This is a genomic window from Bacteroidetes Order II. bacterium (genome assembly GCA_016788705.1).
Lineage (GTDB): Bacteria > Bacteroidota > Rhodothermia > Rhodothermales > UBA2364 > UBA2364.
Map to the genome: position 1 here is coordinate 13,841 of JAEUSQ010000023.1, position 12,651 is coordinate 26,491.

Annotated in this window: 12 protein-coding genes and 2 tRNA genes; 4 read left to right on the plus strand and 10 right to left on the minus strand. The window is 48.4% G+C overall.

All coding sequences use genetic code 11. The annotated features are described in order from the left end of the window. Position 1: 1 nt before the first annotated feature. A complete protein-coding gene (locus JNN12_05715) occupies positions 2-364 on the plus strand; it encodes a LysM peptidoglycan-binding domain-containing protein (GenBank protein MBL7977819.1) in 363 nt (120 codons plus the stop codon). A 127-nt stretch (positions 365-491) separates the two neighbouring features. Here the strand turns inward: JNN12_05715 and JNN12_05720 are convergent, their stop codons facing one another. The 5 genes from JNN12_05720 to JNN12_05740 all read right to left on the minus strand — a co-directional run bounded on the left by JNN12_05720 (position 492) and on the right by JNN12_05740 (position 6,060). Continuing rightward, the gene (locus JNN12_05720) at positions 492-1,586 is read right to left on the minus strand and encodes an SDR family oxidoreductase (protein ID MBL7977820.1); all 1,095 of its coding nucleotides are present in this window, start codon (positions 1,584-1,586) and stop codon (positions 492-494) included. 30 nt (positions 1,587-1,616) lie between these two features. Beyond that, positions 1,617-3,230, minus strand: a complete 1,614-nt coding sequence (locus JNN12_05725; protein MBL7977821.1) for a succinate-semialdehyde dehydrogenase (NADP(+)) — start codon at positions 3,228-3,230, stop codon at positions 1,617-1,619. A 250-nt stretch (positions 3,231-3,480) separates the two neighbouring features. After that, complete coding sequence (locus tag JNN12_05730; GenBank protein ID MBL7977822.1) at positions 3,481-4,473, minus strand: MCE family protein; 993 nt, start codon at positions 4,471-4,473, stop codon at positions 3,481-3,483. Positions 4,474-4,535: 62 nt separating this feature from the next. Beyond that, on the minus strand, positions 4,536-5,276 hold the full coding sequence (locus tag JNN12_05735) for an ABC transporter ATP-binding protein (protein ID MBL7977823.1): 741 nt from the start codon (positions 5,274-5,276) through the stop codon (positions 4,536-4,538). A 19-nt stretch (positions 5,277-5,295) separates the two neighbouring features. Next, positions 5,296-6,060 carry an ABC transporter permease gene (locus JNN12_05740; protein ID MBL7977824.1) on the minus strand — a complete coding sequence of 255 codons (765 nt, stop codon included), beginning with the start codon at positions 6,058-6,060 and terminating at the stop codon, positions 5,296-5,298. 232 nt (positions 6,061-6,292) lie between these two features. Here JNN12_05740 and JNN12_05745 point away from each other — a divergent pair, with 232 nt between their 5' ends. Further along, on the plus strand, positions 6,293-7,198 hold the full coding sequence (locus JNN12_05745; protein ID MBL7977825.1) for a hypothetical protein: 906 nt from the start codon (positions 6,293-6,295) through the stop codon (positions 7,196-7,198). Between the two features lie 17 nt (positions 7,199-7,215). Here the strand turns inward: JNN12_05745 and JNN12_05750 are convergent, their stop codons facing one another. The 5 genes from JNN12_05750 to rpmH form a co-directional block, all read right to left on the minus strand. Continuing rightward, on the minus strand, positions 7,216-8,076 hold the full coding sequence (locus tag JNN12_05750) for a formylglycine-generating enzyme family protein (GenBank protein ID MBL7977826.1): 861 nt from the start codon (positions 8,074-8,076) through the stop codon (positions 7,216-7,218). 252 nt (positions 8,077-8,328) lie between these two features. Beyond that, entirely contained in the window at positions 8,329-9,699 is a 1,371-nt protein-coding gene (gene mnmE / locus JNN12_05755) for a tRNA uridine-5-carboxymethylaminomethyl(34) synthesis GTPase MnmE (GenBank protein MBL7977827.1), read from the minus strand. Between the two features lie 93 nt (positions 9,700-9,792). Further along, positions 9,793-11,532, minus strand: a complete 1,740-nt coding sequence (gene yidC, locus JNN12_05760; GenBank protein ID MBL7977828.1) for a membrane protein insertase YidC — start codon at positions 11,530-11,532, stop codon at positions 9,793-9,795. Positions 11,533-11,577: 45 nt separating this feature from the next. After that, the gene (locus JNN12_05765; GenBank protein MBL7977829.1) at positions 11,578-12,030 is read right to left on the minus strand and encodes a ribonuclease P protein component; all 453 of its coding nucleotides are present in this window, start codon (positions 12,028-12,030) and stop codon (positions 11,578-11,580) included. Positions 12,031-12,076: 46 nt separating this feature from the next. Then, complete coding sequence (rpmH, locus tag JNN12_05770; protein MBL7977830.1) at positions 12,077-12,232, minus strand: 50S ribosomal protein L34; 156 nt, start codon at positions 12,230-12,232, stop codon at positions 12,077-12,079. Between the two features lie 151 nt (positions 12,233-12,383). Here rpmH and JNN12_05775 point away from each other — a divergent pair. Both JNN12_05775 and JNN12_05780 read left to right on the plus strand, forming a co-directional pair. Beyond that, a tRNA-Gly gene (locus JNN12_05775) sits at positions 12,384-12,458 on the plus strand. An 18-nt stretch (positions 12,459-12,476) separates the two neighbouring features. Further along, positions 12,477-12,551, plus strand: a tRNA-Val gene (locus tag JNN12_05780). The last annotated feature ends 100 nt before the right edge of the window (positions 12,552-12,651 follow it).

The following is a 12,651-nucleotide window of genomic DNA, read 5'->3' on the forward strand; positions in this document are numbered from 1 at the left end:
AATGTCAGTACAAGCAAAATACCAAGAGGTTCTTGATTTAGGACAAGCGTTCCAAGCAACCGATGGCAAAGTTGAAGAAGCAAATGGCGTGCTTAAGGTTTGGGGAACCGTAAAGACCCAAGGCCAAAAAGACGCCCTTTGGGATAAAATAAAAGCCATCGGCGGCCAAGCCCCCGGCGATATTCAGGCAGACATCAAAGTTTCTGGTGAAAGCCTCTCGCACGAAGTGGTTTCCGGCGACACACTCGGTAAAATTGCCAAGACCTATCTGGGCAGTGCTGCAAAGTACAAAGAAATTGCTGAGTTCAACAACATCTCGAATCCAGACCTTATTAAAGTAGGTCAGGTAATCCGGATTCCGTAAGCAACTCGCTTTTATTATGGATACCTCTCGATCTTTCGGGAGGTTTTTTTTTGCCGCATACCGTCCTTTGAAGGTAAGAAAAAGGGGCCACAAAGCCCCATTTTTATAAATACATCACGGTACCTCGTCATACCATTGCCTTCGCCGAAATATCCGGATGGGCTTGAACGTATTGCACCAATGTACCAACATACGCTTCCAGCGGTGGACAGGCTATATTGGTCTCCTTCAAATCCCGAACCGTGTTTTCACAGGAATACGTGGTGGGGTGGGTAAAATATTCCACCGCGTCCGTCGTAATACCTGTCAAGTCTTGGGCATAAGGCACATATTCCAAGGCAGACTTTGCAATGACTTTCGGCAAAGAAACCGGTAGCACCCAGCGCTTCGTAGCCCCAGCAAACAGGTCAATTAGTTCAGCAACCGATGGTGGATTTGGATTTGCCAGTTGATATACCTTGTTCAGAGAAGTACTTTGGGCACTCAAGTAAGCAATGGCTTCAATGACAAAGTCTTGCGGTACGATGTTGACAGTATATTGGTTAGTATCTCCGATGACCGGCATTACCGCGACCGAAAGTTGGTTCATCAGGAACCGCATAATGGCATAGGGGCCATCGTATTTCTGCGTTTGACCCGTCTTTGAGTCTCCAACAACAATTCCGGGGCGATAGATAGAGACCGGAAGACCGGCTTTCATCCGACGCTGCACCTCTACTTCGGCAAAATATTTGGTCTCTTCATAAAAATTATTAAAGATTTGCCCTTTTTCGAGGTCGTTTTCGGTGAATACGCCCTCATATCGGCCACTTACGTAGCAAGTACTCACATATTGGAAACGGGTGAGGGCGTCGCATCCCTCAGCAAAATCCAACACATTTCGGGAGCCTTCCACATTCACCCGAAAAGCAAATTCGCGTTTAACACTCAAGTCATAGACCGCTGCAAGGTGATACACCTCTTGTGTTTCCTGTTGTAGTTGGGCATATGCTTCTCCCAACCCCAATCCTGGGCGCGTGATATCGCCTTCTACCAGATGAATACGCCCCAGCCGAGAGGCCTTTTGTCGCTCTAACCCAAAAGCTTTTTGCTCGGCCAAGCCCCGCCAGCGGGGTTGAATCAGGCAAGTGATGGACACTTCTTGTGGGGAACGGTCTAATAGGCGCTCTACCAACGCCGAACCGAGGAAACCGGGGAAACCGGTGAGAAAGATGGTAGGCATGGTTCTATGGATTTAAGGTGAGTGTATCAATTATTTAATGCCAGGCAACCATTTAAAAACCTTGGCTGCCATCGTCATCACATCCGCAAATTGGCTACCGCTCAAAAAGTCTGGCTTTGCAATCGGGGTTAAGCGCTGGACGGCCACAGTTTGACTTTCGGTATATTTTAGCAGCCCCTCGGCCCCGTGTCGCCGACCAATGCCAGACCGTTTCATGCCGCCCATGGGGGCATCTAACGAAGCCCAAGCTGCACCATAAGTTTCATTTACGTTTACGGTTCCGGCTTTTATTTTTCGGGCAATGGTGACGGCTCGGCTGGTATTGCGCGACCAAACCGCCGCATTCAGGCCATAAACAGTGTCATTTGCCAGATCAACGGCTTCATGCTCGGTATCAAATGGGTATAATGCAACGACGGGACCAAAGGTCTCTTCACGAAACAGGTGCATTTCTGGCGTTACGCCTTCCAAAATGGTGGGCGCATAAAAATAGGGTCCAAGATCTATGCGGGGCTTCCCACCTGTTAGCACGGTTGCCCCTTTGTGGACAGCATCTTTTACGTGGGCGTGTACTTTGTCTAATTGCATTTGCGAAATCAACGAGCCCATTTCCACTTCGTGGTTAAAATCAGTACCCAAGCGCAGGGCTTCCGTTTTCTGAATAAAGGCTTTTTTGAAGTCATTATAAATGGAACGGGCCACATAGATGCGCTCAAAAGAGATGCACAACTGGCCTGCATTCCCAAAACTCCCCCTAACGGCACCAGCGGCGGCGGCGGCCACATCGGCATCTTCCAAAACCACCATTGGATTTTTGCCCCCCAGTTCCATCGAACATTTGATCAAGTATTCCCCCGCTTGGGCAGCCACTTTTCGGCCCGTGGCTGTGCTGCCCGTAAACATCAAAAAGTCAGACCCGGCGATGAGGGCTGGACCAATATCCGGGCCAGTTCCAGTTACCACCTGAAACACATCGGTGGGCAAACCTGCTTTTATGAGCAGTTCTAATCCCAGAAGGGCCGTAAAAGAAGTTTGCTCGGCGGGTTTCAGAATGACCGCATTTCCGGCTACAATGGCGGGCAGGGCATCCGAAATTGCAAGCGTTAGCGGGTAATTCCACGGCGCAATAATACCCACCACCCCCACCGGATGATGGTATTCGGTCGTCTCGGTGATAAATGGAATAGCTCCATTGCGGGCAGACGGCGCGAGCAAGTCTGGCGCTACATTTGCATAATATCGGGCATTTAGAGCCACATCAAATATTTCCTCGAAGGCATGAATCCGCGCCTTTCCGGTTTCCAATTGCATGACATCCAACAAGGCTTCTTTGTGGGCGAGGACAAGGTCGTGATACCGACTCAAGACGGCCACCCGCTCCTTCACCGGAACAGTCTCCCAAGCACGTTGCGCCAATTTAGCCCGATGCAACGCTTCTTCCACATCTGCCATGCCACACAAAGGCAAGAGACCCAGTTCTTGTTGATTGATCGGAGAGTGAACCATGAATGTTTCGTGATTCCGCACCCGTCTTACCACCCGATGCGAGAGGTCTGATAGGGTTTGTGCCGTCATGTGTGCGGTCCACAGACTGTTTCGAGGATTCACCTCCGACGTTGTTTCTGGCTTTAATGCAACTTCCATGATGTGTATGAAGATGAAGGACAAAGAACTCCGTAGTGTCTATTTCCGGATAAAAGAAGATACCCATCTATGAAAGCGCTTGCAAGCAAAAACTTAACACCGTTTACTTGAAGATTGTGCGAGATAGGACGGGGAATAAAAAAATACCTACAAAGGAAAAGGCTGGAGCGCTGGACGGTTCGACGTTACCAATCCAACACCCCAACCCTTAACCTGAATATTATACAAAAAGGACGGATAGAATACAAGGTCAGAAGACCCGAACAACACCACGGAGGTATTTTCGCGGGTTCTTTTTCAAGTCAAACATAACTTCATTTAACTTTATGGTCAACGAGTCTATTCGGTTATACAGTTGGGACTGATCGTTCAACAACCGACCAACAGAGCCGTTTCCGGTGGCAATTTGGCCTGTTATGGTGTTTAGGTTGTGGGTGGTCACTTGTAATCCGGCAATCGTTTCTTTTGTGGTTTCAAGGACTCGGTTCATGTTTTGGAGGGCGCGTGCCAGTGAATCGGTTTGGGTATTGGTAAAACGTCGGGCATCAGCCGTCAAATTATTCACATTATTCACCGCCGAATTGGCGCTTCTAGTCGCCACTTCGGCATTGCGCATGATGTTTTCTATGGCCACTTGTTGTGCAGAAACGATTCCCTTAAGGGCTTGTATAGTCGCGGTTAGGCTCAGAATCATTTCATTGGCATTGCCCACCGTTGTATTCACCGCACCATTCGGATCATTCATCATGCGCCCCACATCGTCCATCCGATAATTGGCAGCCAACATCACACTATCCAACTTACTTACGATCCCATTGGCTTTTCCTGCAAGGCTAGCGATCATTTCCGGTTTTTGGATGGGCGTCACATATCCCCCATCCTTCAATATCTCTGCCTGTGGACTTCCCGGCAAAACTTCTAAACGAATGCCCCCGACGCCATCTATCCCTTCCAAGACCACCTTCGAGTCTTTCGGAATGGTGACCTCTTTGTCTATTTGCATCCGCACCACGACTTCACTTTTATCATCCTTAAATTCCAAAGCCGAGACTTTCCCGATCACTATTCCGCGAATTTTAACGGGCGTAGAGACAATGATGCCATCGGCAGCCTTAAAAGAGGTGACCAATTCATACGTTCCTCCCACTGCTGGAAGATTTTGCATAAACCGGAAGCCAATAAAGCCCAATACCGAAAAAACAATGACCATTAAGCCTACTTTCAGTTCGTTGGCGTGTTTCATAGAAGGTGTTTTTTGGAGAACGCCCTTGAGTTGTCAAGCAAATAAGGGCGCATTAAGATTCATTAATACCCAATTTTGTATTCACTTGCTTTCACAAATTCCAGCAAGACCGCATCGGTACTCCGGTGTAGGTCTTCTACCGTACCGAGCCAATGGAGGTTGCCTTTGTGAATAAAGGCTGCCCGATCTGCAATTTTCAGCACGGAGTGCATATCGTGTGTCACCACGATCCCGGTCACGCGCTCTTTTTTAGACAACGTGGCAATGAGGTCATTGATGGTTCCAGAGGTCAGTGGATCAAGGCCAGAGTTCGGCTCGTCGTAGAACACATACTTTGGGTTTAGGGCAATGGCCCGGGCACACGCCACCCGCTTTTGCATTCCACCAGAAAGTTCGGAGATACGTTTATTGCCGGCTTCTGGCAAGGAAACAACCGAGAGACAGTTCATTACCCGATCATAGATTTCGTTTTCTTTCATGCGCGTAAACATACGCAACGGAAAAGCCACATTGTCGAAGGCATTCATCGAGTCAAATAGCGCACCTCCCTGAAAAAGAACCCCAAATTTTTGACGGACCCCACGCAACGTTTTATACGAAACTTGGTTGATGTTCACATCATCAATCCACACATGGCCTTCATCCGGTTTCATCAACCCAATAATATGCTTCATCAAGACACTCTTTCCAGAACCGGAACGCCCGATGATGGCAAATGTCTCCCCTTCATGTATCTCCAACGACACATTGTTCAACACCGTCTTGCCGTCGAATCGCTTGGTGAGGTTTTCAACTACTATCATGTTATAGGGGTTATGCAGGTTAGAGCAACAACTCGGCGAGAAGATAATCAAAAAGCAGTACAAAAATACAACTGGTAACAGCAGCTTGTGTCGTACTGTTACCAACACCTTCTGCACCACCTGAGGTGTAATAGCCTTTCGAGCACGAGATAGAAGTTATCAGGAAGCCGAATACACACGCTTTGATAATCCCAAAAACCGGATCAAAGGCATTAAAGAATTGTCTCGCTCCCTTCAGGAACTCCTGTGCGGGCAGATCTGCCGACGTTTCTCCAGCAATCATTGCCCCCCCAATCCCAACGATAACCGCCGCAATATAAAGCAGGGGAAACATCGAAATCCCTGCCAAAACCCGTGGGACCACCAAAAATCCCACCGAATTTAGCCCCATTGCTTCAAGTGCATCCACCTGTTCGGTCACCCGCATCGTTCCCAACTCGGCAGCAATCCGCGCGCCAATACGTCCAGCCAGCACCAAAGCAGGTAAAACAGCTCCCAGTTCCAAGATAATGGAAGGAGAAACCACCCCCCCAATCACACTGCGTGGAATAAAGGGAGAAACCAACTGATAGGCAGATTGGACCGTCGTTACCGCACCTGTAAAGGCAGCGGTTAGTAATACGATGGGCAAGGAGTCTATCCCAATTTTCACCATCTGGGTGAATAAATTTTGATAGTACGTGCGGATTTCGGTAACAGCTTTTATGGCTTGCCACATTAATAAGCAATAACGGCCTATATCAATAATGGCGTACTGAACTGTATTATTTAAAAATGTGAACATGCGTTCGGTCGCAAGGATAAGGAAGGTCGGTGCAAATCGTTAAACTACAAACAAATTTAAAGCCATCCATAACCCGCAGCCATTCTCAAGTCAATGTTTGTTGAATATCCGCAAAGATTTCGGCTTTCCGTCGCAACAAGAGACACACAAAGGTAAAAAATACGACACCAAGGCCCAAAACGCTGTCCCATATCGTATCTTTAGGACATCATCTTCTCAACAAGTCCTCTTCATGACAACACACATTTCTTTTCGGCTCTTTACTCTATGGTGTGTATGGATGCTTTGTGGTCCTAACACTGCTATGGCACAGGCAGAAACAAACCTTACGTTAATTAATGGAACGGGCAAGGCAATTTCCCGGCTTTATGTCCGGCTATCGGACGAAATGGATTGGGGCAAGAGTATCTTATCCGGAGTACAACGTCTTGCGCCCAACGAAAAACTCATGGTAACCCTCTTCGATTGGGAAGATTGTCAGATAGATGTTCAAGCACGTGGAACAGACCGAAAGATCCTTTACGAAGCCAAAGGGTTAGACATGTGCGCAACAGATACATTTACGTTGGGGAAAACCCAACCTCCACGTATCGTAGTCATACCCTCTACCCCCCATTCGCCCATCACCCGCATCGAGGATCAAACCGGCTCCAAGCTCACCCCTGTACAAGCAACCGCCCTATTGGACGCCCATAATCGGGTACGCATTGCCGAAGGAGTCCCGATTGCAGGCTGGGAGACCACTCTTGCTGATTTTGCACAACAATGGGCCAACCAGTTGGCGCAGAATGGCTGTCGAATGCAACACCGTCCACGCGAAGGAACCTGGAAACAACGCTATGGCGAGAATTTATTTATGCAACAAAGCACGGGTTCTTTAGCAGGGTTCAACTACCAACAAGTCGTACAAGCTTGGGCAGATGAAAAACAGCATTATACCCCCGGTCCGCTTCGAGATTTTAGCAGCTACCCAGACCAGGTAGGGCATTATACCCAAGTCATTTGGGCGACCTCCACGCAACTGGGCTGCGGCGTTTCTACCTGCCAAGTGGGAGGCTGGAACACCTTATTGGTGGTTTGTAACTACAATCCGCCCGGAAATTATATAGGCCAGGACCCACTTTCGCCCCGAAATTAAGGAAGCAAGACATTCTTTTATTCTACACTACGTGCGACCCGAAAACCGACCGCTCCACGATGTGACATCACAAAATGTACCCGATTTGCTGCCCGAATTTTGGCTGGTGGGAAATGCCAAGATCCACCACGTAAAACCCAAGGTGCTTGTGCGTCGGGAGGATCATTAAGCGGGTCCTCTTTGGGTGATCGGCCATAAAACTCATCCTCTAAGCGGTCTTGCACCCATTCTTCCACATTTCCCAGCATGTCGTATAACCCCCACGGATTGGGTGGAAAACTACCAACGGGAGCCGGAGAATGATTGTCCCACTTACTCCCACAACCATCACAATTTGCGCGGTTTTCCACCAGATCGTCTCCCCAATAATACCGGGTTGTGGTTCTGGCACGAGCCGCATATTCCCACTCTGCTTCGGTAGGCAAACGATACCATTTCACTTGTTCCCGCTTATTAAGCCACGTAACAAATGCTTGTGCATCGTTCCACGAAACATAAACCACGGGGTTTCGGCTACCCGTAAAGGTATTGCGCCAAGTCTCCGAACGATTCCCGCGTTCACGACTCGTTTTATAATTCGTTTCGCTGATAAAACGCTGAAAAAGTTCTTGTGTCACCTCATGCTGGCTCAGGTAATAATCTTTCGTGAGGGCAACTTCATGTGCTGGCGTTTCGTTCGCATCGGCATCTGGATCTGAATCTGGACTTCCCATAATAAAAGTCCCTTTGGGAATCAGCGAGAACTTCATTCCTAACTCGTTGGTCCAAGTTTTGATCGTTTTTGCATTATCTACCGACCACGTATCCGACACCGCTTGAGCAAATAATACTCCATTGCCCAATAACAGAAAAAGCAATAACAGAAGCCAATAACACATAATCCCTCTGGTTTAAAGAATCATACACTCCAGAGAATATGGGTAGTTTACCACAACATCAATATTTGTAGAAAAAGATTCCTTTTGTAGAATTTGCTGGTTGCAAGGATTAGACCTTACCCACAATGGACTGGTTTGGTACAACCACAAAATTTTATGAACACCACATCATGACGATCGGTTTGTAGCTTGGGGAAATAGTTAACAGGGCGTCACACAAAAGAGGTTCCTCCTAAACGGCAGAAGAACCCATTATTTTCCAATACAAAACCGAGAAAAAATCTCTCCCAAAATATCCTCGGTGGTAATTTCCCCAGTGATCGCGCCTAATTCGTGAAGTGCCAAGCGTAGGTCTAAAGACAGCCGATCTCCGGAGGCCATTTTTGTTAACAAGAGGTCTTGTGCCGTTTCGACATGTCTCAATGCTTTTGCCAAATGCTGGCGATGCCGTTGGTTTGTGACCACTGCCGAAGCTTCGGCATCAGCCAAACCAACGGTGACCGTTTGCACCAACCTCTTCCGCAATTCTTCCAACGCCGGATCATCCCAATGGGCCGCAGAGAGCCTAAAATCAGCCTCACCCAAACCCCTCTCAGGAGCCAAGTCCGCTTTATTTGCCACTCGTAATACTGGCAACTGCGGTTGGGCTTGTTTTAATGTTGTTAGCAGTGCCGCTTCTTCCTCGTCCAATCCTATAACCGCATCAAACACATACAGCAAAAGATCGGCCGTTCGGATGGAATACTCGGCCCGCCGTACCCCCTCGGCCTCGATCAAGTCTTGAGTTTCCCGCAATCCCGCCGTGTCCACGAACCGGAACAAAAAGCCCATCACCTCCACATCCACTTCAATTTCATCGCGGGTGGTACCGGCAATGGGGCTGACAATGGCCCTATCACGTCCGATCAGCGCATTCAAGAGCGTACTCTTTCCAGCATTGGGCCGACCACCAATCACCACCCGAATGCCATCCCTTAGAAAGGCGCCTACCCGCCACGAATCCAACAATCCAGCCAATAAAATTTGTGCATTTTTTAAGAGCGCTGCCAACCGATCTCGATCAGCAAAGGCCACATCTTCTTCGGCAAAATCCAACTCCAATTCAATCATGGCTACCAATTCCATCAGTTCGGCCCGAAGCGCCATGATCTGTGCCGAGTATCGCCCCTGAAGGTGGTTCAACGATACGCGATGTGCCATCGAAGACGATGCGTGGATTAGGTCTGCTACAGCCTCCGCTTGCGCAAGATCCATTTTCCCATTCAGAAAAGCCCGCTGAGTGAATTCTCCCGGCTCGGCCAAACGGGCTCCTGCTTGCACTAAACGGTGCAAAATGAGTTGCGGTGCAAAATCACCGCCATGACACGTGATTTCCACAATGTCTTCGCCCGTTGCCGACTTTGGCGCACGGAACACCGTCACCACCACTTGGTCTATTTCGTTTCCTTGAATATCCGTTAGATAGCCAAAAAAGGCGGTATGGCCCTTCGCCTGCGCTAAAGACTTCCCACGAAAACACGCGGCGACTATAGACACAGCTTCTGGCCCCGATAAACGGACAATGGACAAGGCGGCTCGCCCACGGGCCGTTGCTATGGCTACGATGGTATCACTTCTTACCACTTGCATATTCGTTTGATTGCTGAGACAATAAAACACCCGTACCTCTACGAGACACGGGTGTTCCGGAAAAACATAATATTTAGTACCCCAAGCTTATTTCTTTTGGGCGGGCGTTTTCGCTTTTGTTGGCTTCGCTTCAATCAATCCAGCTTTCTCCAAGTGCGTATTGACCCACCGCTGTTGAATGACCGAATAGATATTAAAAGCCAAATAATAGAGGTTCAATCCAGAAGAAAGTCCATTAAAGATGACCAACATCATAACGGGCATGATGTACATAAACACCTGCATCCCTGGCTGATCGGGAGTAGAAGTCCCTTGTACCTTCATCTGTACAATCATCGAAATGGTCATCAAGAGCGAAAAACCGGTAATGATATCGCCATACATCGGAATGGCGAAAGGCAAGTGCAGCAATACATCCGGCGCCGAAAGGTCTGTCGCCCACAAGAAGCCCTGCTGGCGAAGTTCAATCGCATTCGGAAAAAAGCGATACATCGCAAAGAGAATCGGCATTTGAAGCAGCATTGGCAAACATCCACCCAAAGGATTGGCCCCCGCCTCTTTGTAGAGTTTCATCATGGCTTCTTGTTGCTTTGCCGGATTGTCTTTGTGCTTTTCCTGTATTTCCTGCATTTTCGGCTGCATGGCTTTCATCTTGGCCATACTCTTCATAGAACTGGCCGTTAAAGGATGCAAGACAATCTTTACAAGCAGTGCAAACAGCAGAATAATGACACCATAATTGGGGATAAAGGTATGTAGGAAACCAAAGACCGGCAAGAAAATGTATAACGAGATGAACCGCAACATCCCGCCCAAAAAGCTGCCAAAATCAATCATCCCATATAAATCAAGGTTATATGGTTCTAAAGTTTCGCGCTCAATGGGACCTAAATACAACTTATAAGAATCCGCTTTTTCTGCCTTCAACGGAGGCATTTCGAAACGGGCGGTGTAGTCCTCGAAGTATTTAGGATTGGTTTTATCCCCAATCATACGACCCGTTAATTCTGCACCTTTTGGGGTTTTGGTCGGGATAATCACACTCGTGAAGAATCGGTTTTTCACAGATACCCAATCCACTTGTCCGGTCATCAGTTTGTTTTGCTCTTTGCCAGCCCCAATATCAAACATCACCAATTCTCCCCCCCAACGGGCATGGGCACTTGCGCCTTCTGCTTCCTGAAATACGCCCTGTTCGGAAAAGGGAATCCCACCATACCACACCAAGTCGTATCCCTGACCGGTCGAGTAGGCAGAAGGATTGGTGGATTCAATGCGATAGCCCACTTCATACGAACCTTTTTTGAACGTATAAATTTGTCGCAGTTCCCCCCCTTTGATGGGTAAGCTGTACACCAATTCGGACTTATCGCCCACCGTCAGTTTATTTCCGGTCAGGTTCTGAGGCTTGAAAAACAAGGATCGGGTCTCTACCGAGCGGTTCCACGGGGTAGAAAACTCTAAGCCCAAGGCGCCCTCTTTCCCCTTATGAACCAATTGAATGGGCGTTTTACGGTTCCACTTCGTAAACTTTTTTAGTTCAAAGGAGCGTAAGGTGCCGCCTTTCGACGAAAATGTAGCTTTGTACAGATCAGATTCTACGGTTACAAGTTCCTCCACACCACTTTGCACTTCGGTTAGAACAGAGTCAATATCTGCAGCCTTGGCCATTGGTTCTGGTTCATCACGTTCAATGGTTTGGGCTTGTTCCTGCTTGGGTTTGGCGGCTTCTTTTGCAGGTGGTTGTGGAGACGGCATAAAAAACACCATCCACACAATCATGATCACGCTGCTCAGCACCACCGCAAGTATCGTATTGCGATCCACGATGTAGGTATTTGGGTTAAAAAAATCGGATGAAATTAAAGATACTCAATCGTCCTTCGGTGGGTTGCAGACGTCCACCTGCTTCACCGGGATTACATCCTTCAAGGCTCGCTGGAGCCGTTTAAGCACCACAGGCATGTCGGTGGGGATGCGCTTTGCGGCCTCGGAAAGGCTCCCCCGGTACAACACCATCATCACCAACATGAAGCCTTCGGAGGGCATTTCGGAGGGCCAAAGCTTTCGGTTTAGCCGAAAAGCCTCGCGCAAATGCCGTTTAATGTGGTTCCGATCAATTGCCTTACGTATTCCACGGGCCATTGTGAAGCCCGCCTGAAACGGAAGTCGGCTGTCCGCCGTTTCAAGGGCGACCAGCCGATACAATATCCGTATGCTGCCAGCAGCTACGGTTAAGCCTCCCTGTTCGTTACGGGAGTAAAGGGACTGAATCCACTTTTTACGCTTTAACCGAATATCGCGGGGCAGCCCAAGGGGCTTCATACTTATCTAAAGAATACAGGATTGGGAGCAAACTCGCCAAACGGGGTTACTTACCGCTCATAGAATCAGAAACCGTCAGGCGGTGACGGCCTTGTGCACGGCGGCGGGCCAGCAATTTACGGCCATTTTTGCTCGCCATCCGGGCGCGGAATCCATGTTTATTTACGCGCTTGCGGCGGCTCGGTTGGTACGTACGCTTCATCGTCGTCTAAATAATTGGTAGAATGATGTTAGATTTCTTTACAGAATTGTGAAGATACAAATTTTTTCCAACAAATCAACACAAGGTCTTGACATTCACAAAAAGTCAGCGTAGTTTTCAGTTCGTACTAAAAACAGTATCTCTCAAAGAAGCGGGAGTAGCTCAGTGGTAGAGCATCAGCTTCCCAAGCTGAGGGTCGCGGGTTCGAGTCCCGTTTCCCGCTCCATTGTTTCTTTTCTATTTTGGGCGATTAGCTCAGCCGGTTCAGAGCACCTGCCTTACAAGCAGGGGGTCGGCGGTTCGAATCCGTCATCGCCCACAAACGACTTCAATTTTCGGAGTCGTTTTTTTTGGCTGCTTTTCCTGTATTTTCTGCCTACTACCTGTTATGGCTCCCTTATAAATCTTTTTCATACGGC